Origin of the sequence: Marinobacter alexandrii, from assembly GCF_005871205.1 — a bacterium.
Taxonomy (GTDB): domain Bacteria; phylum Pseudomonadota; class Gammaproteobacteria; order Pseudomonadales; family Oleiphilaceae; genus Marinobacter; species Marinobacter alexandrii.
This window is the reverse complement of record NZ_SWKM01000011.1, coordinates 170,817-196,768: the sequence shown is the minus strand read 5'-3', so window position 1 is coordinate 196,768 and position 25,952 is coordinate 170,817. Positions and strand designations below refer to the sequence as shown.

Annotated in this window: 26 protein-coding genes; 5 read left to right on the top strand and 21 right to left on the bottom strand. The window is 57.2% G+C overall.

Annotation, left to right across the window (positions count from 1 at the left end):
* Positions 1 to 3: 3 nt before the first annotated feature.
* The 9 genes from tssK to FCS96_RS01090 form a co-directional block, all read right to left on the bottom strand.
* Positions 4 to 1,338 carry a type VI secretion system baseplate subunit TssK gene (gene tssK / locus FCS96_RS01130; RefSeq protein ID WP_138438408.1) on the bottom strand — a complete coding sequence of 445 codons (1,335 nt, stop codon included), beginning with the start codon at positions 1,336 to 1,338 and terminating at the stop codon, positions 4 to 6.
* Positions 1,338 to 1,871 carry a type VI secretion system lipoprotein TssJ gene (gene tssJ, locus FCS96_RS01125; protein ID WP_138438407.1) on the bottom strand — a complete coding sequence of 178 codons (534 nt, stop codon included), beginning with the start codon at positions 1,869 to 1,871 and terminating at the stop codon, positions 1,338 to 1,340. Before tssJ ends, tssK begins: the two co-directional genes overlap by 1 nt.
* Positions 1,868 to 3,178: a type VI secretion system-associated FHA domain protein TagH gene (gene tagH / locus FCS96_RS01120; RefSeq protein WP_138438406.1), complete on the bottom strand. Its 1,311-nt coding sequence runs from the start codon at positions 3,176 to 3,178 to the stop codon at positions 1,868 to 1,870. The genes tssJ and tagH overlap by 4 nt, the downstream gene beginning before the upstream one ends.
* Before the next feature lie 24 nt (positions 3,179 to 3,202).
* Entirely contained in the window at positions 3,203 to 4,219 is a 1,017-nt protein-coding gene (tssG, locus tag FCS96_RS01115; protein WP_138438405.1) for a type VI secretion system baseplate subunit TssG, read from the bottom strand.
* Complete coding sequence (gene tssF / locus FCS96_RS01110; RefSeq protein WP_138438404.1) at positions 4,183 to 5,955, bottom strand: type VI secretion system baseplate subunit TssF; 1,773 nt, start codon at positions 5,953 to 5,955, stop codon at positions 4,183 to 4,185. Before tssF ends, tssG begins: the two co-directional genes overlap by 37 nt.
* A gap of 66 nt (positions 5,956 to 6,021) precedes the next feature.
* Positions 6,022 to 6,462, bottom strand: coding sequence for a type VI secretion system baseplate subunit TssE (tssE, locus tag FCS96_RS01105; RefSeq protein WP_138438403.1), 441 nt, complete (start codon positions 6,460 to 6,462; stop codon positions 6,022 to 6,024).
* Positions 6,463 to 6,466: 4 nt separating this feature from the next.
* Positions 6,467 to 7,963, bottom strand: a complete 1,497-nt coding sequence (tssC, locus tag FCS96_RS01100) for a type VI secretion system contractile sheath large subunit (protein ID WP_138438402.1) — start codon at positions 7,961 to 7,963, stop codon at positions 6,467 to 6,469.
* A 67-nt stretch (positions 7,964 to 8,030) separates the two neighbouring features.
* Positions 8,031 to 8,522: a type VI secretion system contractile sheath small subunit gene (gene tssB / locus FCS96_RS01095; RefSeq protein WP_138438401.1), complete on the bottom strand. Its 492-nt coding sequence runs from the start codon at positions 8,520 to 8,522 to the stop codon at positions 8,031 to 8,033.
* A 165-nt stretch (positions 8,523 to 8,687) separates the two neighbouring features.
* Positions 8,688 to 9,179 carry a DUF4442 domain-containing protein gene (locus tag FCS96_RS01090; RefSeq protein WP_138438400.1) on the bottom strand — a complete coding sequence of 164 codons (492 nt, stop codon included), beginning with the start codon at positions 9,177 to 9,179 and terminating at the stop codon, positions 8,688 to 8,690.
* A gap of 151 nt (positions 9,180 to 9,330) precedes the next feature.
* Here FCS96_RS01090 and FCS96_RS01085 point away from each other — a divergent pair, with 151 nt between their 5' ends.
* Both FCS96_RS01085 and FCS96_RS01080 read left to right on the top strand, forming a co-directional pair.
* Positions 9,331 to 9,591, top strand: a complete 261-nt coding sequence (locus tag FCS96_RS01085; protein ID WP_138438399.1) for an acyl-CoA-binding protein — start codon at positions 9,331 to 9,333, stop codon at positions 9,589 to 9,591.
* 135 nt (positions 9,592 to 9,726) lie between these two features.
* Positions 9,727 to 10,038 (top strand): site-specific integrase, encoded by a 312-nt coding sequence (locus tag FCS96_RS01080; protein WP_138438398.1) that lies wholly within the window; start codon positions 9,727 to 9,729, stop codon positions 10,036 to 10,038.
* An 11-nt stretch (positions 10,039 to 10,049) separates the two neighbouring features.
* On the opposite strand, the gene FCS96_RS01075 is transcribed toward FCS96_RS01080, so the two are convergent.
* Positions 10,050 to 10,511, bottom strand: coding sequence for a hypothetical protein (locus FCS96_RS01075; RefSeq protein ID WP_323053718.1), 462 nt, complete (start codon positions 10,509 to 10,511; stop codon positions 10,050 to 10,052).
* Between the two features lie 356 nt (positions 10,512 to 10,867).
* Here FCS96_RS01075 and FCS96_RS01070 point away from each other — a divergent pair, with 356 nt between their 5' ends.
* The gene (locus FCS96_RS01070) at positions 10,868 to 13,000 is read left to right on the top strand and encodes a TonB-dependent receptor plug domain-containing protein (protein ID WP_138438397.1); all 2,133 of its coding nucleotides are present in this window, start codon (positions 10,868 to 10,870) and stop codon (positions 12,998 to 13,000) included.
* Here FCS96_RS01070 and FCS96_RS01065 read toward each other — a convergent pair.
* From FCS96_RS01065 to FCS96_RS01035, 7 genes are read right to left on the bottom strand one after another with little or no spacing between them, the layout of a single operon-like run.
* Positions 12,997 to 13,794, bottom strand: coding sequence for a citrate/2-methylcitrate synthase (locus FCS96_RS01065; protein WP_138438396.1), 798 nt, complete (start codon positions 13,792 to 13,794; stop codon positions 12,997 to 12,999). The two genes, FCS96_RS01070 and FCS96_RS01065, sit on opposite strands and share 4 nt — an antisense overlap.
* Positions 13,791 to 14,621 (bottom strand): citrate synthase family protein, encoded by an 831-nt coding sequence (locus FCS96_RS01060; protein WP_138438395.1) that lies wholly within the window; start codon positions 14,619 to 14,621, stop codon positions 13,791 to 13,793. The genes FCS96_RS01065 and FCS96_RS01060 overlap by 4 nt, the downstream gene beginning before the upstream one ends.
* Positions 14,622 to 14,632: 11 nt before the next feature.
* On the bottom strand, positions 14,633 to 16,357 hold the full coding sequence (locus FCS96_RS01055; RefSeq protein ID WP_138438394.1) for a thiamine pyrophosphate-binding protein: 1,725 nt from the start codon (positions 16,355 to 16,357) through the stop codon (positions 14,633 to 14,635).
* Between the two features lie 53 nt (positions 16,358 to 16,410).
* Positions 16,411 to 18,096 (bottom strand): putative bifunctional diguanylate cyclase/phosphodiesterase, encoded by a 1,686-nt coding sequence (locus FCS96_RS01050; RefSeq protein WP_171040681.1) that lies wholly within the window; start codon positions 18,094 to 18,096, stop codon positions 16,411 to 16,413.
* Position 18,097: 1 nt separating this feature from the next.
* Positions 18,098 to 18,580 carry a response regulator gene (locus FCS96_RS01045; protein ID WP_138438393.1) on the bottom strand — a complete coding sequence of 161 codons (483 nt, stop codon included), beginning with the start codon at positions 18,578 to 18,580 and terminating at the stop codon, positions 18,098 to 18,100.
* Positions 18,573 to 20,084 (bottom strand): ATP-binding protein, encoded by a 1,512-nt coding sequence (locus FCS96_RS01040; protein ID WP_138438392.1) that lies wholly within the window; start codon positions 20,082 to 20,084, stop codon positions 18,573 to 18,575. The genes FCS96_RS01045 and FCS96_RS01040 overlap by 8 nt, the downstream gene beginning before the upstream one ends.
* Entirely contained in the window at positions 20,081 to 20,581 is a 501-nt protein-coding gene (locus FCS96_RS01035; protein ID WP_171040638.1) for a YfiR family protein, read from the bottom strand. Before FCS96_RS01035 ends, FCS96_RS01040 begins: the two co-directional genes overlap by 4 nt.
* Before the next feature lie 325 nt (positions 20,582 to 20,906).
* Between FCS96_RS01035 and greB the strand changes: the two genes are divergently transcribed.
* The gene (gene greB / locus FCS96_RS01030; protein ID WP_138438390.1) at positions 20,907 to 21,389 is read left to right on the top strand and encodes a transcription elongation factor GreB; all 483 of its coding nucleotides are present in this window, start codon (positions 20,907 to 20,909) and stop codon (positions 21,387 to 21,389) included.
* 256 nt (positions 21,390 to 21,645) lie between these two features.
* Positions 21,646 to 21,927, top strand: coding sequence for a hypothetical protein (locus FCS96_RS01025; RefSeq protein WP_138438389.1), 282 nt, complete (start codon positions 21,646 to 21,648; stop codon positions 21,925 to 21,927).
* 11 nt (positions 21,928 to 21,938) lie between these two features.
* On the opposite strand, the gene FCS96_RS01020 is transcribed toward FCS96_RS01025, so the two are convergent.
* From FCS96_RS01020 to FCS96_RS01005, 4 genes are all read right to left on the bottom strand, one after another.
* Positions 21,939 to 23,420, bottom strand: a complete 1,482-nt coding sequence (locus FCS96_RS01020) for a HAMP domain-containing sensor histidine kinase (RefSeq protein ID WP_228263994.1) — start codon at positions 23,418 to 23,420, stop codon at positions 21,939 to 21,941.
* A complete protein-coding gene (locus FCS96_RS01015) occupies positions 23,407 to 24,087 on the bottom strand; it encodes a winged helix-turn-helix domain-containing protein (protein ID WP_138438388.1) in 681 nt (226 codons plus the stop codon). Before FCS96_RS01015 ends, FCS96_RS01020 begins: the two co-directional genes overlap by 14 nt.
* A 118-nt stretch (positions 24,088 to 24,205) precedes the next feature.
* Entirely contained in the window at positions 24,206 to 24,985 is a 780-nt protein-coding gene (gene hyi, locus FCS96_RS01010) for a hydroxypyruvate isomerase (protein ID WP_138438387.1), read from the bottom strand.
* A gap of 4 nt (positions 24,986 to 24,989) precedes the next feature.
* Entirely contained in the window at positions 24,990 to 25,901 is a 912-nt protein-coding gene (locus FCS96_RS01005; RefSeq protein ID WP_138438386.1) for an NAD(P)-dependent oxidoreductase, read from the bottom strand.
* Positions 25,902 to 25,952: the final 51 nt, after the last annotated feature.

Below are 25,952 nucleotides of genomic sequence, written 5' to 3'. Positions count from 1 at the left end.
GTGTTAGCTCCTGATTGCCCAGAATTGCATTTCCAGACCCGGGAAACTGCCGGCCACGTGAAAGGCGAAACCACTGGCGTTGTCGAGCATTTGCCAAGCCTGGCTTTGGTCATCGAGCCGGAAATACACATAGCCGGCGTGGTACGGCAGCTGTCTGGGGGCCACCGGCAATGCCGCCAGCGGGATACCCGGCAGTTGCAGGCTGATGAGATCTCGGATCTTTTCCACAGACGCCACTTTGCACTGCTGGGTGAACTGCTTGCGCAGATCGTCCAGCGGCATGTCGGCCTTGACCGCCAGGATGAACTCGGCATCACGCAACAGCTCGCCTTCCTGGACCGGGGCCACCGTGAGACCGTACTGACGCTCCTGAAGCTGGATCGCCAAGGCTCTGGGCTCAAGCACCGTACTCAAGGATTGCCGGAGCACCTGCATAAGCGGCGCGAAGCAGATTTCCGGCAGATCGTGATCGTAAGCGGCGTACCCGGCCGGCAACCGGCTTTCATCGGTGAAGGTCACCAGTTCGCCGCACAGTTCGAGCAACGCCTCGTACAGGCGCTCCGGATGCAGCTGGCGCAAGCGGGCCAGGTGCGCGAAGCGTGGATGGGCCCGGTTGAGCATCTGCAACAGCATGAAGTCCGCGACGTCAGCTACGCCGCCCTGCCCCGGCGCCCCAACCCGCCCGGCGATATTCTTGGCCCGCTCTAGCATCAAGCCTGCCATCTCACCGACAAACCGCTGCAACCGCGGCGCTGCCCGCACACTCAGCATGGTGGGCATAAAGTTGGCGTCCATCACCAGGCTGCCATCCGGCCGCTTTTCGAGGATCCGACCAATAGCCAGAGTCGCGTAGGCGCTGCGATCCTCCCGCTCCAGCTTCAGAGTCGGCGCGACTCCCGCGACGTCAATGGCATGGGCATCGCCATCAATCGAGTGCAAATCCCGCAATTCAGCACTCTGGGCGCGAAACCGGCCGGCGTTCGGGGCATCGGGCCACGCCACTTCGGCCAACGCGTCGCTTGCCAAAGGCAAGGCCAGATAGACCACCTGATTGGCCACTGACGCGTCAGTGATTTCCAGGGGTTCTGGCATGACGTCTTCCTGCGGCAGGCTGAAGCGGGTGCCGTCGGGAAACAGGCCGGCCGCCCGAACCAGGCCAATCCGGCCAAAGCTCAGGTATTCGGCATTCAATTCCAGGTCACTGAAACCGAATAGGTAATCCGAAACCGCCAGGGCCCGTTCATTGATCTGGTGCTCGAGATACCGTTGCTGCTGCTGGAAGTGCTGGGGCTTGATGAACAAGCCATCACTCCATACCACTCGACTCGAGGTAGCCATCAGGTTTCGTCCGAATGCTTGAGTTGGATTTCCCGCTCGCGCAGGTTAACCAGCAGATGGTAGCGGCCACCGATCGGATCGACCTTCACCACTTTCTTCCATTGCGACAGATTGGGGTAGGCGTAGAAGGCGATCACGCCGACGAATCGGGTGTCCTCGCTGATGTCGAACGGCTCGACGAATTTGAACTGCCCCGGCACCAGCGAATAGTCACTATGATCGACGTAGTTCTGCCCGAGGGAGTCTTCAAGATTGGTTAGCAGTGAATCGAAGTCGCCCGCCATCAGCAGCGAGCTGTCCCGCATCTCAATCACCTGAAAGGCGATGGGGGTGGGGGACAGGGACTCGTTCGGATTCACATTCGGCTCGGCTACCATGGTCAAATCGACCCGGCTGGGCTGATCTTCCGGATAACCAACCGGAATATCCGGATCCCAGAGTACTTTGGCGGTTTTGGTCACCGCGTTGTACGGCGTGCTACAGCCCGCAAATACAAGCACGATCGTCAGCAAGCTCCATTTGCAGTACTTCATGACAGCGTTTCCCTCTGTAATTGGCGCAAGTGTTGGTCGTAAGCCTGGTCAAACACCTCTTGGAACAGGCGTTCAAATCCCTGCTGACGACTGGATTTCAATTCACGGTAATAGTGCTGGTACATATCCCAGGCCCAGCGGCCTTCGTCTTCACTCTGGCGTAAGCCCCGGCGATAGCCGTGAAAACGACGGAGCAAGGCATCTGGCGAGAAGGCGTGAAGGATGGCCTCCAACGCTTCACTGATGGCGGCGTGGGTAGCGACCTGATGGTGATGCAAACTCTCCAGGCTCTCCCGCACCGCGGCGGGAGCCGACAGGTGGACCGGGCTGCGCTGGCTGGCGAACAGGGTCTGAATTGTGTCCTGATAGTGCTCACCCAGACGCAGGGGATTATCTTCAATCGGCTGAAGCCGCGTGCGCAGCGCCTGATGCCGCCGATCCTCGCCCTGGTGCAGCGCCAGCAGCCCTTCCACCGCCGCTTTCAGGGTTTGGCCAGCCTCCTCCAGGAACTGCTGCATGTCATCACTGTCGGCAAAATCAAGATCCGTCTCCATGGCCCGCATCAAAGGCGTGCCACTGATGTAATTCCGACTCGGGTCAGCCACCTCTTGGGCCTCCGCCACCTTGCTTGGATCAGACATCCTGTCTCCCCCTGTTTTTCTGATCGGGAGTCCCAGCGCTACATCGCGGTTCTCCCTGTGTTCGTCTGTTACCGCCACTGTCCGGGCAGACAAGCCGGGCTCGTCCGCCAGCAGCGACGAATCGTCTGGGTCTGCATCGGCAGCGCTTTGCCAATGGCTGAGAGGGTCCCGCGCCCCATCCGCCCCGGTGTCTGGCGATAACTCTGCCAGCGGCTCACGATGGGCGGAGTCCGCCTTTGACGGACCCGCCGTCACCAGCGCCGCCGATGCGCCATTAAGCAACTGGTCGTGTTCGCTCTCCGGTTCGTTCATGTCGGCCTCGCTGGAAGCCAACGTTAATTCGGCCCGAGCCCGGTACCGGCCGATGCTCACGGTGTCACCGTGTTTGAGTCTTGCCCGGCGTCCCCGTCCTACCGGCTCACTCGCGCTGTTGATGTAGGTGCGGCCACTGCGGTCGATCAGGCAGAACTCACCGTCAACGAACCGGATCTCGGCATGGCCGGCAATAGCGCCGGTGCGATGGGACGACAAGCGCCAGGTGTCGTTGTCGGCGGTTCCGATGGAGCCACCCCCGACGTCGAAACAATGCTCAATTTTTGCGCCACCCCGAGTGTCCATCGGGTTGGTGAGCGTCAGTCTCAAAACGGTTGCTGACTGCGTTTGCATACCTGTTGTCCCTGTGCAGCCGTTCTAACGGCGGATCTGAATACGCACCGCGGGCCGGGTGCGGGCTTTTTCGGGGGTTACGAACGAGTTCCAGCCCATTCGGACGTCCTCCCCCAACTGCATGGGCCGGACATCCCGGGCACGCATCTGCAGCACCAGGTCATAGGCCAGTTGCTCGCGGGTGGTGAATTCCACCAGCTTCACCAGCCGGTCGTGTTCTCGACCATTAGGCAGAAAATCCGCGAACCGTTCTTGACTGAGATTGCCAATGCGCAACAGGAATTTGCCGCCGCGATCACGCACCCGGACACCAATGAGCGTGGTGTTACCCAGCTCTGCGTTTGCCCCGCCCAGTTGGGTTTGCTGTTCTCGTGCAATGTCCACCTTACGCAACACCCACTGCTCGATGCTGACGTCGTCCAGATCAAAGCAGTGACCAACAATGCCACTGACCACCTCTGGCGACCGGCTGCGGCCGGCCATCAGCCCTGCGTAGGCCAGCATTTTTGACCAGTTCACCGGTGTGGCATCCCGGAGTCGCCTATCGCCCAGGCCAGCGAGCGCAAAGATCAGTTCGGAGAAACCATCCGAGGCCCCGGGCTGAAAACGCACGTAATAGCGGTACTTGCGCCAGGCGCGATGAAACAGCGTCACCAGGCGGTGATTAAAGAAATCGAGAAAGTGGCAACGAACCCCGAGATTCTGGCCCGCCTCCCAGGCGAGATCGTCCAGGTAATAACCGGGGAGCGGCGACTGCGAACCATGTAGTCCCAGAAAACTCACTTCCATCTGGTAGGGCGCGTGCTCATGTTCCGGCGACAGTGCCGATACCACGTCACTGCCCGGAAATCCCAGGCCCGCAGACGCGGAAAACCGAATCCGGCCCTGGCCGGGCTGGCTATCCTTGGCCCGCTCCAGGTCGTCACCATGGTGCCGGTGAATCAGATCCACCAGCTGAAAGAAATTGTATCGCCGCGCGTTACCCAGAACGGGTTGCAGCTCGGCTACATCAGCGGCTGCTGACCTTGCTGTAACGTCCATGTATACCGTTCCTGGTTGTCAGAATTCACCACTTCCAGTTGGTGAAAAGCGTTGATACTGGCGTAGAGCGAAAAAAACTGGCTCAGCACGGTTCCGAACAGGTACAGATCGCCTTCCGAGGCAAATCCACCCTGATCCAGTGTCAGCACCGACCGAATCCCCCGAACCGGCAAACCCCGTACCATCCGGTCCACCGGGGCGGTTTCGATCTCGAGAATGCCCGCCAGCCGTTTTTGCGAAATCCGCTCCGCCTGCCGATCCATCAGGGCCCGGAAATCATAGACCCGGAGCACGGTTCGCAGTGCGTCCACGTCCAACATCGACAGGTAGTTCAGCGACAGGTTGGAGATCAGAGTCCACAACAGGCTGCCATCGAGGGTCGGACGCAGGGTAGCGGTGGGTCGGGTGACGTTGGCGAACGAAGCAAACGCCGGCGATGTTTCGGTGGCCATGCAGACATCACCGATGGCTAATTGCTCCGGCAACTGCCGGTTGGTACAGGTCAGGGTCAGCGAGACCGCTTCTTGGCGGCTCAGACATTCGGATTCGTCACCGCGCACGAAGGCAATGTAGTGATCAAAGCCATCGCCCCGGACGCTTTCCCGAGTCCTAAGCCGGTAATACAGTGCGGTCCGGCCACGGTCCCGCTCCACTTCGTGCTGAAAGCTCTCGAATGGCGTGTAGATCCGCGGTTCGCCCCGGCCGGACCGGCCTTCCAGCCAACCCTCGACCTGGGCGACGGAAAACACTTCGAAATGTTCAGGGGATCGACTGGACGGCAAGATCCGGTACTCCGTCTGACGCCCGCTCAGGTCAACCGGCTCACCCTCATGGCTGAACAGATTGACCGCGGGCGTACAGTACAGCTGCAGACTTTCCGCCCGGACCTTGGCATCCGGCGGCAAGATCCGGCTGAAGTGGAACTGCAGGCTGATCTCGTCCGCCTGCACCGCCGGCAAGCGCGCGGCCAGGCCACAAACATCCACAAACCGGAAAGCCTCCGGAAAACTCAGATACTCCTGCAGGATGCGGTAACCCGGGTAGGCGTTCTTGGGGTACGGCAGTAGAGCCTCGTCACCGGCAAAACCCACTGGCTGCAGCAGTGAGGGCGGCAAGCTGTAACTGGCCTCCCCCACCTTCAACTCGACGCGGGTCAGGTAATGGTTTAGCCACAGATACAGTGTTTCCGCGGTGTGATCGTCGCCGCCAAGATAGAAGCGCAAGGTGTTCAGGCCCACGGCATTGAGCGGCTGGTCGGTGTGCACGGCCAGGTCCAGCGTCACAGACGACACTTCCCGGGAATGTTCGGCATAAGCTCCGGCCACACTGACCGGAAACAAATCGACGTCGCGACAGGTCCGAAACCGGCATTGGGTCTGGCGGTTGGCCTCGCCCAGGGGCCGACTTTTAATCTCGGTAGCGCGGTCAATGCGCTGGCGTTCACTGATCGCATGGAGTTGCGGATCAAAGCGTATAATGGTGCAACTGGGCACCGGCCGAAGGTAATTGGGCCACAACATGTTCAACAGCGAGTGGGTCAACTCCGGAAATTCGTCCTCAACCTTCTCGCGCAGTTTCCCAGTCAGGAAAGCGAAGCCTTCCAGCAGGCGCTCCACGTCCGGATCTGTGCTCTGCTCGGACAGAAACCGGGTCAATTGCGGGTGTGCATCTGCAAATTCCCGGCCCTGCAGCCGCAAAAAGCTCAGTTCGTCTCGGTAAAATCGGTTCAACTTCATAACACCACTGCACCAATCGAGGGCCTGGGTAGGCCGGATTCCGGCCTACCCTAACGTCCGTGTTCGTTACACCACCCGGTAGTAACGCTTGTCATCCAATAACAAATCGATGGTCGTCTTCTCGGCTTCAGCCCCCACATTCAGGTACACCGTTACCTGGAATCGCAGCTGCAATAGGTCGGATCCCTGCGGCAGGGTCACGACATCCACCCGCTTCACTCTGGGCTCGTATTTTTCAATACAGTTCCGGATAGCGCTGCGAACCTGAATACTGAGATCGTGGGTTCCCAAAGTGGCGTCGTTGAAATCCAGCAACCCCAGATCAGGAACGGTGGCACTGTTGCCCGGATGGGCATTCAGCAGCCGAACCAGATGCCGTTTGATGGATTCCACCACATGGGTGACTTCCGCCATTCCCTGCCCGGCCGGTGCGCCAGCCTGCTCAAGTCGCTCAAACAAGCTGCCACGGTGGCCGGTCACGGGATCAGCCTTGGCACTGCGAAACACCGGATTAATCCTTGTCCAGTCGGCCTACCAACGACAGCTCGAAATTGGCCCCCATGTATTTGAAGTGCGGCCGAACGGCCAGCGACACCTGATACCAGCCCGGATCGCCTTCTACGTCAGAGACAGTCACCTGGGCGGCGCGCAGCGGGCGTCGGCTACGGACCTCCGCCGGCGGGTTTTCCTGGTCGGCGACGTACTGACGAATCCAGGTGTTAAGCTCCCGCTCCAGATCCTGACGCTCTTTCCACGACCCGATCTGCTCGCGCTGGAGCACTTTGATGTAGTGCGCCAGGCGGTTGACGATCATCATGTACGGCAGCTGGGTACCCAGCTTGTAGTTGGTCTCCGCCTCCTTGCCTACCTTGGTGTTCGGGAACTGCTTGGGCTTCTGCACCGAGTTGGCCGAGAAGAAGGCGGCGTTGTCGCTGCCCTTGCGCATGGTCAGCGCGATGAAGCCTTCATCCGCCATTTCGTATTCGCGCCGGTCGGTAATCAGAACCTCGGTCGGAATCTTGGATTCCAGCTGTCCAAAAGACTCAAACAGGTGCACCGGCAGATCTTCAACCACACCGCCACTCTGCGGTCCGATGATGTTTGGGCACCAACGGTAGTTAGCGAAGCTCTCAGTCAGACGCGTTGCCAGCAGGTAAGCGGTGTTGCCCCACAGGTAGTGCTCATGGTCACCGGATACCTCTTCCTTGTAGTTAAAGCTGCGAACCGGGTTTTCCGATGGGTCGTAGGGCACGCGCAGCAGGAAACGAGGTGAAGCCAGCCCCAGGTAACGGGCATCTTCGGATTCTCGCAGAGAACGCCACTTGGCGTACTTCGGGCCCTCGAACACGGCCTTCAGTTCCTTGATGGCCGGCAGCTCCTGATAACTGTCGACCCCGAAGAAGGACGGGCCTACCGAGGAAAGGAATGGCGCATGGGCCATGGCGCCCACCGAGGACACATACTGCAACAGCTTGATGTCCGGTGTGGACGGCGTAAACGCGTAGTTGCCAATCACGGCACCCACCGGCTCACCGCCAAACTGGCCGTATTCAGTGGCGTAGATATGTTTGTAGAAACCGCTCTGAGTGACATCCGGAGCGAACTCGAAGTCTTCCAACAGCTCGGCTTTGGTGGCGTGAAGAACGTCCACCTTGATGTTCTCCCGGAAGTCGGTGCGGTCGACCATCAGCTTCAGACCACGCCAGGATGATTCCAGCTCCTGCAGCTTGGGCGCATGGAGAATTTCATCCATCTGGGCGCTGATCTTGCGGTCCAGTTCCACCACCATCTGGTCCACCAGCGCCTTATTGACCGGCTGACCTTTTTCGTCGCTCTTAAGAAGGTTGGCGATGAACGTCGCCACGCCTCGGCGAGCCACGTCGTAGCCTTCATCGGCCGGGGCCATGCGGCTGTTGGCCATCACCTGATCCAGCAAGGATCCCTCTGTAACGGACTCGGCTGCAACGGAGTCGGAGGCAGCAGATTGCTGCACAGCAGTATCAGACATACCACATCCCTTCAGTACGTAATTGATAAATTGGGGTTTTTACACCGCACTCCCGCGGTGATAGGGGTTACTGGTCAGTTGCCAGTTCCAGTTCGGCCAGCAACTTGTCCCGGGCCTGCTCGTTGTCCAACAACTCCTGCATCTTGGAGCGGAACGACGGCACATTACCCAGAGGCCCCTTGAGCGCAACCAATGCTTCACGCAACTCAACCAACTTGCGGAGCTCGGGTACCTGGCGGGCAATGTTATCGGGGGAGAAATCGTCCAGGGTCTGGATGTCGAGATTCACCGGCAGTTCGTCGGCGTTTTCTTCCAGTCTGTTAGTGACAGTGGTGGAGATGCTAAGCCCGGACTCCTTCATGACAGAACGGAAGTTGTTCTTGTCGACGGAAATGGCTTTGCGTTCTTCGATGGGGGTTTCTTCAGCGTGGCCCTTGAAATCGCCAACCACGAACATCTTCAGCGGAAGCTCGGTTTCAGCCTGCTGGTCTCCGGTAGCGGGGACATACTTGATATTGATGCGCTCTTTAGGCGCGACGGATCCTTCTTTCGAAGACATGCGCTTGCTCCCTGTGCAAATCATTTGCAGTTGTTCAATCCCTTGTACGCGCCTTCCTGGCACGCAACGCAGCGGACTCTACACAGGGTATTTTTCGTACTCAAGCAAAAAGTGGCCAGAATGTGAGCCCGGGCAAAGTTTTACCGGGCTACATGCTTTTCAGCCTCAACGGCGCTTCGGCGTCCAGGCCCAGACCATCTCAATTTCGATCGGCTCTTTGCCTTCGCTGTCGTGGATGGTGACCGGCACGGACACATCGCCCTTTTCCTCAGTGCGCATACGCTCGCGCTGCTCGTCGGTGAGGTGCGCTTGCACGGTCATGTCGCCTTTGGCGCGGCGAGTGTATTCGGCGCTGGCGGTCTTGATTACGGGTACCTTGTCGTCTGGCACGTTCAGGCCAACGAGAAAGCCGGTCGCTGACTCGGCCAGCACCAGCGATGCCACCGCGTGCACGCCGCCGATGTGGTTCTGAACCCGGCGCTTGTTGGCAAGACTGATAACGCAGCGCTCGTGGTCGAGGGCTTCAATGCGAATACCCGTTGTGCCGGTGAAGGGCACCACTTTGCCAAAAAACAGGGATAAGGCCCTGGATCGGGCGAAGTCAGGCAGACGATTGATTTTACTGACGATTCCGGACAACTTGTTGACACTGGCCATAAACGACATTCCCCTTAACGAAATTTTTGGCTGGGGACAATACCCCATTCGTCGGAGGAAAGGAACGTTTGGCCAATGACGTTGGCCCGTGCGGTGGCTATACTCGGCCGAACTCTTTTTACAGCCAATGCTTACCCACAAGGAGATTGAGATGAGCGACCTGAAAACCCAGTTCGACGAAGCGGTAAACTACATCCAGAACGCCGAAGGCGATTTTCAGCCTTCGAACGAGATGAAGCTTGAGTTCTACGCGTTATACAAGCAGGCCACTGAAGGCGATGTTTCCGGCAAGCGCCCGGGCATGATGGACTTTGTTGCGCGCGCCAAGTTCGACGCGTGGGACAAGCTGAAAGGCACCTCCAGCGAGGAAGCCATGCAGCAGTATATTGATAAGCTGAACGCCCTGAAGTAACTCCCTGCCGTTTGCCCCCAATCCCGGTCGATTCGACCGGGATTATTTTTTCTTAGAAGAAATTTTGCGACGTTCAAACGATTGTCATAAGATGCGCGCATTCTAATAACAACAACCCACTGGATGCAGTTACTCATGGATGTCACCGAGGCACTTGAACAATCTCAACCGGGCCTGATTGGCCGCGTCAAAAGCGCTATTCGCGAACAGGACCTACACCAGCGTGCAGAGCAAACCTACCTGCACTGGATTACCCGCTTCGTGCTTTTCCACGATCTGAAAGATCCGGAAACCCTGGCCGGCGAAGACCGCCAGCAGTTTCTCGCCTATCTCAGTGACCGTATTCAGGTGTCGCGAGCACGGCTGAACCAGGCAAGCCAGGCGCTGACCTTCTTTTATCAGGACGTATTGGGTAAAACAGAAATCAGCGACACCGCCGCAGCCTGAGACCGCGCGACTCAGCGCTCAGTCATGTTGATATTCAGAGCATCGTAGCTACGATTTGCCGGTGGGCGAATGCTGTAATTATTGCCGTGGATTTGCCCGGGGATGGATTTCGGGTTACTGAAGCGGATCTCTACGGGAATTTCAGAACGCCCCAGGTCGGCTCGGCTGTCCCGAGGCTGCAAGGCTAGCGGATCGAGGTAAAAATCGTCGTCGGTCGCCGGCTTTACCGGAACACCGGCAGCGGGGGCCGCCAGCCCACCCTCAATCACGGTGTTGGCAAGCACGTCTTCTTCGATGGAGCGCAGTGGGATGTTCTCGATGGTGGAACGCTCTTCGTATTCAAAGGCGTCATCAACGGCCAGACTCTCGGCGCCAACACTCATCGGTATGGCAAATACAGCCAGCCCCCACGCGACAAACTGCGACCGCGCGGCCAAGCTCCTGACTGCCCCAATTTCCGTGCGCCTATCCATGCTCTCTACCCCGACTGTTTCAGTCACCTTGAAACGGTGTGACGTTTTTTGATCAGTTTATAGCTTGAAGTGGTTTCCCGCGCGCCCATTCGACGGATTTGTGACGCTTTTCGCTGTCCGGATACGTTTCATGAGGCCGAGACAAACTGTGTAACAAAATGAATCAGATCAAATCCTTGGTGTCAGTTTGCTTCGACCCTAAATGGGACTAAACTGCGGTTTAGCCAGCAATTCTCTATGCCCGGCCATGGGTTCTACCCAGACCTCCGGCTATTCCGTGGACCTGGCTGTTGCCAACAACAGAAGAATTGCATCAGCAGTTCCATCCAGATTCGTCGTAGCGCTGAGGCTCGGTCATGCCCCACCCAAGAGGTCTATCTATATTCAAAACCAAAGCCCGGCGCTACCTCGGGGTATCGGCGTTGGTCTGCACGGTCGGTTCTGCGTCCGTTTCCGCCAACCCGGATGAAGACCCTTTCTGGGACATTTCCCTGGAAGAGCTGGGCCAAATTCGAGTGGTTTCGATTGCCTCCGGTTCGGCAACACCGCTGGACAAAGCCGCTGCGATTACTTCCGTTATCAGCGCCGAGGATATTGCTGCAATGGGCGCAACGGAGCTGGATCAGATTCTGGAAACCGTGCCCGGACTGCACGTAAATCGTTCGGATCAGGTCTTCGCCCCCAAATACATCTTCCGAGGCATTACCACCAGCTCCAATCCCCAGGCGCTTCTGTTGATCAATGGCATCCCCACTACAACCGCAATGTTCGGCAATCGCGGCAACGTATGGGGCGGTATGCCGGTCAAGGCTATTCGTCGCATCGAGGTGATTCGCGGGCCAGGCTCAGCCCTTTATGGCGCCGACGCCTATGCCGGAGTCATCAACATCATCACCAAGAACGCCCAGGACATTGATGGCGTGGTGACGGGTGCCCGGGCTGGTAGCTTTGACACCAAGGGCGCCTGGGTTGAGGCCGCCACCGATTGGAACAACACCGACATCAGCCTTGTCCTTGAACAGCAAAGCACCGATGGCTGGCGCCGAACCATTGACCGCGATGCCCAGACCAATTCTGATGAAGACTTCGGCACCTCAGCCTCTTTAGCTCCTGGCCCGGTAAACACCTCCGTAGATCAGTTTGAAGCCCGACTGGAAATTAACGGAGATCGCTGGGACTTCAGGGCTGGTCTACAAGACCGGAGAAACCTGGGCACTGGAGCGGGTCTTGCACAGGCCCTGGATCCAGATGGACGCTACGAATCCCAACGAATCAACGTCGATTACAGCTACCGCTGGCTGGCGATCGTTGATGGACTGGATGTTGAGTCTCGCATCAGCTACTTCAACTTTACCCAAGAACCGGAAAACAACTTGGCCCTTTTTCCTCCGGGGGCTTTTAACGGCGCCTTTCCGGATGGATTTCTGGGCAGCCCTGGCTATAAAGAGCGTCAAGTCCGGTTGGACCTGAATTCCATCTACAAAAATGTGAAAGACCACCGCATCCTGGCTGGCATTGGTGCCTTTTGGGCAGACCTTTACGAGGTTTCCGAACGGAAAAACTTCAATACGGATTTCAGCCCGAAGGGTGAAGTGGTCGACGTCTCAGATGATCCAAATCAGGTTTGGATGCCAGAGGAAGACCGGAAAAACTACTACGCCTTTGTGCAGGACGAGTGGCAATTTGCCCAAAACTGGCAGCTGGTGAGCGGGCTTCGCTACGATTACTATGCGGACTTTGGAGAAACCGTAAACCCACGTGCGGCGCTGATCTGGGCCACCACGGACAGCGTTACCACCAAACTCCTTTATGGCAGGGCATTTCGCGCGCCGTCCCTGAACGAGCAATATGCCGCCAACAACCCGGTTTTGGCGGGTAACGACGATTTAGATCCGGAAACCATTGATACCGTTGAGTTGGCTCTCGCCTACCAGGCAAGCCCCCGCTTGTTCTTGGGCGTGAACGTTTTCTACTACGAAATTGACGACCTGATTAACGCCGAACCTGTTTCTGGCCCGGTAGCGAGCCAGTACCAGAACTCAGGCAAACGCAAAGGCCATGGCGGCGAATTGGAAGCGACCTATCAAGCCCTAGGCAACCTGAATCTAAGCGCAAACTACGCTTACCAGAGGGCTGAAGATCAGGAAAGCAATCGGTCAGTCGGCGAAGCCCCTACTCACCAAGCCTACGCCCGCATCGAATGGCGAGTTGTACCGACGTGGGCCCTTAACACTCAACTCAACTATGTCGGAGAGCAAAAACGGACAGCTGCAGATTCGCGGGAACCGGTGGACGATTACACCACCGTGGATTTCACAGCCCGCACTCACGGACTGTGGCGTGGCCTTGATATCGCAGTATCGGTCCGGAATGCATTTAATGCGGACGTCCGTGACCCCAGCCCGTATTCGGATCCTAGGCCCGCAATCCCTGGCGACTTCCCAATGGCGGGACGATCGGCCTACGTTGAGGCCCAGTACCAATTCTAATTGCCCCACTTCCGTTTTGCCGGGCCGTTGTAAACAATGTTGGTGCAGCGAACCGGAAAAAAGCTGCCCTCTGGCCGATCCCGGGCATCCTGGTAACAGGGAATCATGCCGGATATGAAGCAGGGGGTCATGAACAACTGATACTCCTGACAGTTTAATCCCACATCGGCTGCGAGCCCGGCATGAATGGCGGCAACATTCATTGAAAAGCCGTAGGTCTCGTTCAGATAGGCGTATACATCCAGGGCTATTTGAAGGTGGCGGCCGCCATCCAGTCCAAACTCCTTGGCCTTCGCCAGCATAAACGGAACCCGCTCATCGGAATTAGCCAGCGGGCGCCCGTAGCCATATAACGTTCGGCCTGCGGCTTTCTCATTCTCGACAAACTCAATGAGGTCGCCTCCTGCGTCGCAGTGCTGCCCTGCCCGGTAGAAAAAATCCAGGGCCCGGACCTCAGGGCGTCGACCGTATATCGAAGCTTCAGAGACACTCATCCCCGCCATCAACGACAGTGAGGGTGTCGAGCGCACGGTCGCCGCCAGAGCCGTTACATGGTTCGGCCAGATTGAGGCATCCGGGTATCCGGTGCACACCCAAAAGGTGTTGAGCAATTTGGCTACGTTCTCTTCAACGTCGCGCTCCAGAATGGAGTACAGGAACACCCGCATCCACTCGTAGTCGCCAAGATCCTGATGAAGATCCTTACGGTGCAGGATCACTCGATCCGACAGAAAAGCTTTACCCTTGCGGGTTAACCAATGCTTCTCGGTTTCCAGCAGATGCTTGTGACTCATTTGTGCTCCCCCTTCCGATCCTTGCTTCCAGGAAACGCATCTTCTTCAAGTTCGATGGCTGGGCCGTAGAACGGAAAGTTTTTCCATCCCACCTGCTTTTGCTCCAGGGCGTGCACCGCTGCGCCGGGAAGTCTGAGCATCAGGTACAGCATGCTGCCCTGATCCTCGCCCATCCCCAAATCCACCAGTGCCGCAGCCGCAAGCCCACTCATGGCCAGCGGATAGCCAACATGCAGCTCCAGAGCCTGCCGGCTGGCCTTCAGCCAGGCCAGCGCGCCATTGGCCGGCGCCAAACCAGCCAGAAGTTCCAGGGATTGCAGGATCGGTGTCGGGGTTGCATCGCCATTGGGATCAAAACCGGGCGCATGTTCCATGGGTAACCAGATGTCGGCGCGCTCGTCGTTACTGGGGTTCAGTAACCGCTCCTGCCATCGGGTAATGTCGAACTGGCACTCCTGCCAGAGCGTTATACAGATTGAGAGCTCCTGGGCACCACCGTACTGACCAGCACCAACCGCCAAAGCTGCCATGAGTGCAGAGCTATGGTTGGTTTGGGCAACACCGGCGTTCATGGCGGCCCGGACACTAGCCTCGCGCGGGCCGGGATTGGCCAGCACCATCGCCAGTTTCTCCAGCAGTGCAGTATCCTGCTTTTTCGGCCGCTCTCCCTTGAACAATAACAGCAGGTATTCAAACCAGCCGGCGTTGGGAATAACATCGCTGTGCACGTCGTAGCCGCTGCAAAAACAGGCCTTGGCGGCAAATGGATTGGAAGGTTCCGGCTCTTCCAGCCAGATATTGGAGTGGTACTGATACTCTTTTGCCATGCTGATCCCGCTTATTCAGTCTCTTTGAGTACTTTCATCCGCGCGCCCATGGGCGGCACTTCATCCCCATCAACCAGGACATCGAGCAAGCACGGGCCGGGACGCGCCATAATCGACGCCAGATCAAGCTCATGAAGGTCTTCCAGAGTCGCAATCCGGTAAGATTCCACACCAATGGCCTCCGCCAGCTTGGCATAATCGACGCGGGGCAATTCATTGGCGATCGACTCTGCACCTCCCAGTGCCTGGCCATGACGAATCATGCCCAACGATGAATCGTTCAGTACCACCATCAGCACGTTGCAATTCTCCTGGGCCGCGGTGGTGAGTTCCTGGCCCGACATCAGGTAGCTGCCATCGCCAGTCACACACAGAACCGGGGCATCGCCCGCTGCCATGGCAATACCGACAGAAGCCCCAATTGACCAGCCCATCGACGCGAAGCCGATCCCAATGTGGAACAGGTTTCTGGACGGTAAATGCCGTCCAGGCTGCCCAACATTCCAATGGTGGATGCCCCACAAAAAGCTGTTGCCGGTATCGAACAGCGCCCGTGTTGTTTCAGGACAGGCTTTGCTCAAATAGGTCATGAGCGCTTGCGCCTTTACCGGGCCCGAGGTGTCGAAGCAGCTTGCCCGAAAACGGCCTTCGACAAACGCTGGAACGCCATCGAAAGCATCCCACTTGGTCGCGCTGACATTACCCTGCACCCCACCCAGATCTTCTAAAAGCGCTTCAACAACATGCCTGGGCTCGCCCAACACCACATGCCCCGCCATGGTTGCCCGGGTCAGGTGCCCCGGGTTTCTGGACAGGTGGATCAGGCGTGCGGACAGCAGGCCATCGGGACTCCAGCCGCCAGTGGAGACCTCATCGAGGGCAGCACCAACCATGATCACCCTGTCCGCATTTTCAGGTTTCAGCGCCTCGGTTGCGCATTGGTGGCCGGCAAAACCGAAAACGCCCCGGCATTGTGGGTGAAAACTGTTCACCAGGCCTTTGCCGCGGGGTGTGGTCACCAGATTCCACTGCCGCAGCTCCGCTAATTGTATCCATTGGTCTGCCGAGTGGATGGCATCTTCACCCAGCACGATAGTCGCCTGCATGACATCGGTGAGATCACTGACCACCCGCTGAACCGAGCCTGAATCCGGCACCACTTCATTAGGGATGAAGGCGCTCAGGCCCAACGCCATTGAGGCGCCTTGAATGGTATGCCGCATTACATCCAAGGGAATGGCCAGATGCACGGGCCCTGGCTGTTGGCCAAGCGCATGACTTAAGGCGTGCAGCAGTTTGGATTCCAACTGATCAGGATGCGAGACCAGTGTGTTGTACCGGGTACAGCTGGCGAACATATCCACAGTATTGATGCCGGTACAGGAGGATTCCTGGAAGGCGCCCTGGCCGAACCGGTTCAGTGAGGTCTGTGCTGTTATCACCAGCATGGGGATGTTGTCGGCGTAGGCGTTCGCCACCCCGGTAAGCAAATTGGTCGCGCCGGGGCCGGCCGTGGCACAGCAGACACCAATCTGGCCCGTCTCCCGGGCATAGCCATCGGCCATAAAGGCGGCGCCGGTCTCATGGCGGGCGGTTACCGACCGAATGCCGCCCTGGCGCTCACTCCGTGCGAGCGCGTTGTACAACGGCTCTATGCTGCCCCCGGGCACACCGAAGACATACGCCACACCCAGGCGCTCAAGGTAACGCAGAATCAAATCACCGCAATCAGGCATAGGCTAGTCTTTAAACTGTAGAGGGCGAACAAGTCTTCTTGCTTTGTTTCGAGCTACTTGTTCAGGGGGACCGGCATCTTAATCCCATAACCCTGAGCATAATCGAAGCCGAGTTTGATGAGGCAGTCCTTCACTTCGTCACTTTCGACAAATTCGGCGATGGTTTTCAATCCGGCGGCGTGGCCAATACGGTTGCAGGCGTCAACGATCCCCATATCGATCGGGTCATCGAGTAAATTCTGAATAAAGCCCCCATCAACCTTCAGGTAATCAATAGGCAGAGCCTTGAGATAGGTGAAGGAACTCATTCCGGTGCCAAAATCGTCGAGGGCAAACTCGAAGCCTTCGTGTCGGGCTCGCTCGATAAAGCCAATCGTATCGTTTAAATGCGCAATGGCAGACGTTTCCGTGATTTCAAAGCAGATCCGGGTCGGCAGGATGGAGTACTCCTGAACCTTACTGTTGATGAAATGGAAAAGCTCTCCATCACTCAGGGAGCTACCAGACAGATTGATGAAAAAGGTGCCCGTAGATTCCCGGCCTAAGCCCGTGCGGTCGAGGTAGGCAAAAGCCAGTTCAATAACCCGGCGATCAATGCGTGGCATCAGGCCGAAGCGCTCTGCGGCCGGAATAAAAGCACCCGGGGGCACAGTATCATCACCGTCGCGCAATCTCACCAGAAACTCAGTGCGGAAACCGTCTGCGCTGGCTTCCTGCAAGGGAATCATTTCCTGATGGTACAAGAAGAAATCGTTGGTTTGCAGGGCACTTTGCAGGCGACTGGTCCAGTGCATATCGCGCTGGCGCTGCTGCATGTTCAGGTCACTGGTCTCGTACACCTGAACATTGTCCCGGCCACGATCCTTGGCAGCGTAGCACGCCAGATCGGCGTGGCTGAGCAGTTCACTGGCGGTCTTGTAATTACTCCCCATGATAACCATGCCGACACTAAGGGAGACGGCGAACGGCTTGTCCTCCCAGACAAAGCGGTACTCACGGACCTCTTTGCACAGGTTTTCGGCAACCTTACGGGCATCAACCACGTCACAGTTCCGCAACAGCACCCCAAACTCGTCACCCCCTAAACGCGCCAAGGTGTCAGAGGTTCTAAGCCGCTGGCCAAGTACTTTCGAAAGCTGTTTGAGAAGTTCATCGCCGGCCATGTGGCCGCAGGTGTCGTTGATGATCTTGAATTGGTCGAGATCCAGGTACAGCAGAACGCATTCGCGGGCGGACTTGCGGGAATCATGGAGCGACTGAACCAACTGACGCTCAAATTCACGGCGATTGACCAAATCGGTCAGGCTGTCGTGGTAGGCCATGTGTTCCAGCGTCGATTCGGCGCGCTTTTTCGCCAGACGGATAGACACTTCCCGCATCTCGCGATTAATCGCAGGAATCAACCGACTCAGATTGTCCTTCATGATGTAATCCTGTGCGCCGGCCTTCATGGCACTCACGGCAACATCTTCACCAATCAATCCGGACACGATAATCACTGGTAACTCCGGCGCATACTGGCGACTGAGTTCGAGCACCCGAAAGGAGGTAAAACCCGGCAAGCTATGGTCAGTAATCACCATATCCCAGGTTTCCTCCATGAGCGCGGCTTCCATCGCGCTCTCACTGTCCACCACTCTGTAGTACGGCTCAATACCTCCCTTTTTCAAAGCGCGTAACAGGAGGAAAGTGTCGTCCTCAGAGTCTTCAATCAGCAACACCCGAAGGCGGCCATTCATATCACTCACCAGCACTACCTTTTCTGGATGATCGGAATGAACCGATCATAGGAACTTGATTTACGGTTAACCAATAACGGGCCAGCAAACACATCTGCTCACTGAACTTACTATAGTCAATCTGCTTGGTAACGAAGCTATTGGCGCCCAGCCGATAGGCTTCACGCAGCTCATTTGGCTCGTCGGTAGACGTCATCATGACCACCGGCAGCCAATCGGTCTGGGGCGCCGAGCGGATACGACGCAGCACCTCGAGACCACTGACTTTCGGCAACTTGAGATCCAGAAGAATCACGCCAATTGAATCGACCTGGGGTGAACATTTGCTGCTTTCGGTACCAAAGAGAAAATCCAGAGCGGACTGGCCGTCCTCCTGAAGAATAATGGGGCTGTGACTGCTCGCCTTACGGAGCGCCCGCATCGTCAGGATCTGGTCATCGGGGTTGTCTTCAACAACCAGAATTGAACAATCACCCTTAGCCATACTCTCTCCAATTCTGGCGGGTTGCCTGATGTTGCAACCCTGACTCTGGACCACGCTCTGGCCGGGGGAACTCTACATAGAAGCAGGCGCCGGTGTCGACTGTCGATTCGGCGTATATCCGACCAAAATGACGCCGTACAACTCGATCCACGGTGGCCAGCCCCAAACCGGTTCCGGAAAACTGGGCCGGGGTATGCAGACGGTTGAAAGCCACAAACAGCTTGTCGACATACTTCATATCAAACCCCACCCCATTGTCCTTCAATGCGATGGTAATACTGTTGGACTTTTCACACGCCGACACATCAATCGCTCGTTTCTCGTTTTTTGAGGTGTATTTCCACGCGTTTTCCAAGAGATTTTGAAAGGCAATGCGTAACATGCGTTCATCGCCGACCACGTGCATATTCGGCTGAATCGTCACCTCCGACGGCACAGCGTCGGTGGTGTCCTGTAATTCCTGAACGATTTCCCCAAGCATAATACTCAGGTTAACGCGCTCCACCTCCATGGCCTGTCGACTTACCCGGGAAAGAACCAGCATGCCATCAATCAGACTCCCCATTCTTACGGTGGCGGCCCGGATTCTGCCCAGATAATCGAGGCCAATATCGTTCAGTTGATCCCGACAATCCTCCTCAAGGGCCTGACCGAACCCTTCGATTGCTCTCAACGGCTGACGCAAATCATGGGACACCGAAAAACTGAACGCTTCCAACTCCCGGTTGGCCAAGCTCAGCTCGGAGGTTCGCTCAGCAACCGTGCGTTCCAAGTCATCCTTACTTTGCAGAATCTTCCGGTTCTGCTGCTGGATAGTGCCAATCATCTCGTTAAACGTGCTGCCCAGACTGCCCAGCTCGTCTTTTCCATAGACCGGCACCCGGATGGAATAATCGTGCTCATGGGAAATCCTGTCGGCGGCATTCGAGAGTTCAACGATGGGCTCAGATACCAACCGTTGCAGACGCGAGGCCACCCAGATCAACAGCACCTGAATCCCGACCCCGACGCTGAACGATATGACGATGAAGGTCCAAATGTGTTCTCGAAGCACCTCTAACCGGGACATCAGGTAAAACCGCCCAACGATATCCCCATCCAGCATGACGGGCTCAAGCAGGCGATAGTAGTCGCCCACAAACCCCACAGCAGGTTCGACATCCAGGCTCGGACAGGGCTCATAGCCAGCCCCATTCATGGCGCTCATGACCTCCCCGGCGACGTTATAAACACAGACCTGCTCGATGGTCTCGATCTGATCCAAACTCGAGATAACGGTATTGAGCTGCTGACTGTCTTCAAACAATAGGGCGGCCGCCGACTGCTCCGCCAGGATGCCCGCAATGACATGAAGCTCGGACTCGAGTTGTTCCTCGGAAGTGCGATTTTCCACCACAACCAGGCTGGTACAGACGAGCAGAATACCCAGGGTACTGATGGAGGCCGTTAGCAACAGGAGCTTGGTTCGCAGGGGCCAAGATTCCCAGCGCCAGCGCTCGCTCATCGAATTACCCGCAAGGCAAGCTCCAGCAACCGGGAATTGATCTGGAGGCCGGACTGCTGAGCTGCGAGGAGGTTGATCTCGAAGCGGATAACGTTGCCTTCTTTGACGTAGCCGATGATCCCGCCTGCATCTACAAAGCCGGGGATCTCACTGATCGTCAAGATTTGCCGGGCATGAGCGTAGTCGGTGATCGCAGCGAGGTCCCGCGCTTTGCCACTACCTACGAACAGGACCTGGCAGCGATCGAGCTCCTGAAGTGACGTGGGGTAGTCCAGCTCCAGGGCCCGGCCCTGGGACACTCGTCCATTCAATTGTTGGAGCACATCGCCAAACGGATTTCTGCCAAAGACACAAATGATCAGTTCATCCCCTTCCGCCGAAGGCTCGGACCAGGTGATAAATCGGGTGAAGTTGTAGAGGAATGCTGCCTTTACCTCGTATTCGGAACGCACCGAACCGTTGGCCGTCCCCAGAGACGACCACAGCAGCAATACCATGAGAAATTTTAAGAACACCTGAGGGCAGCCCCTGGCCACGTGCATATTATCGAACCCTCACCACGATCGACGTACTCTCTGTACGTCCGGCAAGCTAGCTCAGAGTGTATCAATTCATCGCGACCAATAGTCGGCTTGTCGAAAAGGGTTTGCGCTGAATACCAATAAATGCCGGGATATTCCTCCGAAGGTTAGCATCGGTGGTCATCGCGTCAATAAACGGTTGGTTAAGAAGTGTTTTCAGATGTGTCCGTGGTGCACTACTCTGATCAATCTGAGACGTTATACTCTCGCCGAGCCCCTTCTATTGATAGCCGATCTTGATATGAAAACAAACCTGATTACCCGCGCCGGATTCGACAAACTGCAACAGGAGCTGGATTTTCTCTGGCGCACGGAGCGGCCGGAAGTAACCCGGAAAGTAACCTGGGCCGCCAGCCTTGGCGACCGGTCAGAGAACGCGGACTACCAATACAACAAGCGCCGCCTGCGCGAAATCGACCGACGTGTTCGCTACATCCGAACACGCCTGGAGAGTGTCCGGATTGTGGACTATTCCGAGGTTCAGGAAGGCCGGGTCTTTTTTGGCGCCTGGGTCCGGCTAGTAGACGACGAGACAACCCTGACCTTTCGGATTGTCGGCCCGGATGAAATATACGAGCGCAAGGATTTCGTGTCCATCGACGCGCCCATTGCCCGCGCGTGCCTGAAAAAGGAGCCTGGCGACGAGGTGTCTGTGCGAACACCCGCGGCTGAAAAGATCTGGTGGATTGATCAGGTGTGGTACGAAGAAAACAGCGCGACCTAACGAAAAAAACCCCGTAAGAACGGGGTTAAGGCTAGCGCTGTGCTGGAGAGCGAAGCGGGCCATGTTGGTCGCCCGCCTCAAATATTACAGGTTCTATTATGCACGGCCGGGGTTACAACAGCGTGGCCGGCGAATTACCTTTTGTTCAGATGCGCCCGCAATGCCGAGAAGCGGGAATTAGGTTGTACACTCTAGGCTCTGGCGCTACTTTGCGGGGATAGATTTCCCTGAAGATTTGCCAACACGGAGCCTGTCCATGAACACTCAGAAATTGCTGAACATCGCCCTCGATGGTATCGACACCCTCGGCTATCGCCTGGACCAATACGGCATCACCGGCAAGGTCAACCGCCACAACATTGCGGCCTTCCTGGCAGCTGAACAAAAGCACCTTGAGGGCGAATGGGACAGCATTCAGGCCAAAGTGGATCGTCGCCGGTCACAGGTTGAGCACTTCACTCAGGCAATTGAAAACCGGGCGGAGGCCGTTTTTGGACCGGTTCTTGAGCGCGTAAACCGTTTCCGCGCCAGCCAGTAAGCTTAAACATCTTAAGCATCACTGGCCTCACTGGGAGAGGGCGAGTTATCTCCGCCCACTCCAGCGGTCTGCTCCATCGTAGTCGCCTTGATGCGCTTGCGAACACCGGTGAACGCCGGCATGTGTACCGACACCGTCAACCCGGGCGCATCTGCGTTCGGCTTTGTATCACTAAGCACAATCCGGCCCTGATGGATCTCGGCAACGGCGCTGACCAGACTCAGCCCCAGACCGTTGCCCGGTAATGAGCGACTCTTACCCACCCGGTAAAAGCGCTGGAATACCTGGTCTTTTTCTTCGTCAGGTATACCGATACCGCTATCGCGCACTTCGAAAATTGATTCCGCGCCCTCTTTGCGGACCGCCACCCCTATAACGCCCTGCTCCGGCGTGTATTTGATCGCGTTATCAATCAGGTTGCTGACCATCTGGAATAGCAAATCCCGATCACCTTCAATCATCACACCCTTTTCCATGTGCTGCTCGAACCGCTGCTCCTTGTCTTCGGACAGCGCTTCATACAACTCGCAGGCGTCTGCGACCAGCTCATCCAGAGCTACCGGCTTCATGTCGGCGGCGTTGCCGCGGGTTTCCAGGCGAGCAATCCGCAGCAGTGCATTGAAGGTGGCGAGTAGCTGATCGGCCTCGGCCACGGCACGGCCGGCCTGTTCCCGAGCCTCATCGTTATCGACGGACATGAGAGTGCTTTCCAGCTGATTTCTCAACCGGGTGAGTGGTGTTCTCAGGTCGTGGGCAATGCTGTCCGAAACGTGTCGGATGCCTTCCATCAGATACACAATGCGGTCGAGCATCTGGTTCAGGTTCTCTGCCAACTGATCGAAATCGTCTTCAGTACCCCGGGTGGGGATTCGCAGGGAAAGATGACCATTCATGATGCGGCGAGACGTGTTGTTGATCACCTCAATGCGGCGGGTGGTACTGCGACTCATCAGGAAGCCACCAAGCAGGGCCAGCGCCAGGGTGATGCCCATCCCCCAATTGATCGCGGTTTCAATGACGCGCTTGAGGTTGGTGAGCTCATCCACATCACGCCCTACCAACAACCTCAGACCGCCCTGCACCTCGAAAATACGGGCACGAGCCAGTCTCTTGGGGCCGTTCCAGCCCACATCCTCATTCAGGGTAAAGTTGATCCAGCCGCTCTCGGATCGGGCTCCCTTGGGCCAGGACTCTATGTTGCCGGCCAGCTTCAGGAAATCGTCGGTGGTAAGAAGATAAATCGACTTGGCGTTGGGGTCGCGAGCAACGCGCTCGCGAATGATGGTAATTAGACCGTTAACACCGCGGCCTCGATACTGCTCTGCCAGACCAGCAATTTCAGCCTCGATGGTTTCATCGGTTTGGGCAGTCATGAAGCCCGCTGTACGCCAATAGATAAAGGCCAGCAAAATAAATACCGAGGTGGCAAACACCACCATGTACAGCAAGGCTAATTGAAAGGACGAGGTCCTAAGCTGACTAAGCAGTTTCACGCAACATGTACCCTGCACCCCGGATAGTCTGCAGCAGTGGTGTTTCGAATTCCTTGTCGATTTTGGCCCGCAGGCGGCTGATGTGCACGTCAATCACGTTGGTCTGGGGGTCAAAATGATAGTCCCATACCTTTTCCAGCAGCATGGTGCGGGTCACCACCTGGCCAGCATTGCGCATCAGATACTCCAACAGCCGGAACTCCCTGGGCTGAACATCAATGTTCTGGCCAGCACGTTTAACCGTCCGCGCCAGCAAATCCATTTCCAGATCGGCCACCCTCAAAACCGTCTCGGTTTCCGGTGTCTGGCGGTTACGACGGACCAACGATTCGATCCGGGCCAGCAGCTCGGTAAACGAAAACGGCTTGGTCAGATAGTCGTCACCGCCGCCGCGAAGGCCTTCAACGCGATCGTCCACGTCGCCAAGCGCACTCAGGATCAATACCGGTACCTGGTTACCCGTGGCCCGCACGGTCTTGATAATGGACAGTCCATCCATGCCCGGAAGCATTCGGTCCACGATCATGATGTCATATTCTTCACTGGCCGCCATTAACATACCATCTTTACCGTCGGCGGCATGATCCACGACGAAGTCGGACTCTCGCAGCCCCTTCACCAGATAGTTTGCTACGTCCTGATCGTCTTCGATTACCAGTGCTTTCACCGGCCTTCCTCCCGTAAACGGATTACGATATTTAAAGCTCAATGTAATGACAGGGTACGAAGAAGTGAGTGGGCGAGCCAGTTACCATCTTGTAAGAGGGTGTCGCCTATGGCGACGGTCACCCCTGCACCCGCAACCACGCCAGGCTGTCCCCGGTTGCGCCAGAAGGCCGGTATTCCGCGCTCACCCAGCCTTCGTAACCCATGCTGTCGATCGCCGCAAAAACATTCGAAAAGTTAATCTCGCCGGTGCCGGGCTCGTGTCGTCCAGGGTTATCGGCAAACTGGATGTGTCCTATCCACGGCAGTAGGCATTCCATGGACCTGATCAGGTCGCCTTCCATAATCTGCATGTGGTACAGGTCGTACTGCAACCTTACGTTATCGCCATCCACTTGCTCAATCAGCGCCAGCACCTTGCCGGTGGTATCCAGCATAAAGCCGGGCATATCCACCCGGGAATTAATAGCTTCCAGACACAGGACAATGTCCTCGGCGGCGAGCTTCTCCGCAGCGTAGGCGACGCTTTCCACCAGTGTTTGCCAGGCCAGCGCCTCGGACACCGATTCCGGCCGCAGCCCGGCCAGACAATTTAATTGCCGGCAGCCCAGCGCCTTGGCGTAGTCGATGGCTTGATCGACCCCGGCCCGGAATTCGCCAACCCGGTCCGGCAGGCAGGCAATCCCCCGTTCACCCGCGGCCCAGTCGCCCGGGGGCAGATTGAACAGCACCTGGGTCAACTCATTGTCACTGAGCGCCCGGCTCAGCAGGTCCTTTGGGTAGGCGTAGGGAAACAGGTATTCGACACCCTCGAACCCGGCAGCACGAGCGCTGGCAAAGCGTTCAGTGAAATCCACCTCGGTAAACAGCAGGGACAGATTGGCAGCGAAGCGTGGCATGGCGTTACTCCTTCGGTCCGCGGCCAAGGGATCCCAACAGCGCTCCGTTCAGATGTTCCAGTTCCAGCAGCAAACCGCTGTGGTCGACATCACTGTGGCCGTTGGCAACCAGTGACAGGTATTCATTATGCACCTGCTGCGACAACGGCAGGGTGAGTCCCTCATCGCGGGCCTCATCCAGAATCATGCGCATGTCTTTGAGCTGGATGCGGGCCGGAGCCCCGGGCGAAAAATTCCGCTCCAGCATGCGCTGCCCGTGCAAATCCAGAATTCGGGAGCCTGCGAAGCCACCCATCAAGGCCTCACGCACGGCAGCCGGATCGGCGCCACCCTTGGCCGCCAGCAGCAAGGCTTCCGAGACCGCGCCAATGGTGATGCCCACGATCGCCTGGTTGGCCAATTTGGCGAGCTGACCTGCTCCAACGGGCCCAATCCTCGTACAACGACCCAGAGCCGAAAACACCGTCTGTGCCCGGGCGATGTCTTCTTCAGCCCCCCCGGCCATGATGCTCAGGCAACCCTCTTCCGCACCCACCGTACCCCCTGACACCGGGGCATCCACATAACCTACGTTCCGCTCCGCAGCGAGGGCGGCGTGTTGGCGGGCAACAGACGGTTGCACGGAACTCATATCAATCAGCAGGGCGCCGGGCTTCAGCGCGCCTAGGGCGCCCTGGGCGACCAGAACCTGATCGACCACCTCACTGTTCTCCAACATGGTAACGACAATATCGGCGTTGGCAACGGCCTGAGCGGGCGTGTCAGCGATGGTAGCCTCGCCGTCAAACGGTGCGCATTTGCTGGCCGTGCGATTCCACAAGGTCATGGGAAAACCGCTGTCCAGCAGGTTTCGGGTCATCGGCGAGCCCATCAGACCAATACCCAGAAAAGCGATGTGCGGTCGTGCGGCGGTCATAATCCATAGTCCCCTGCAGGCGTCTCAAGTGTTTTTTGCGGACACCGATTA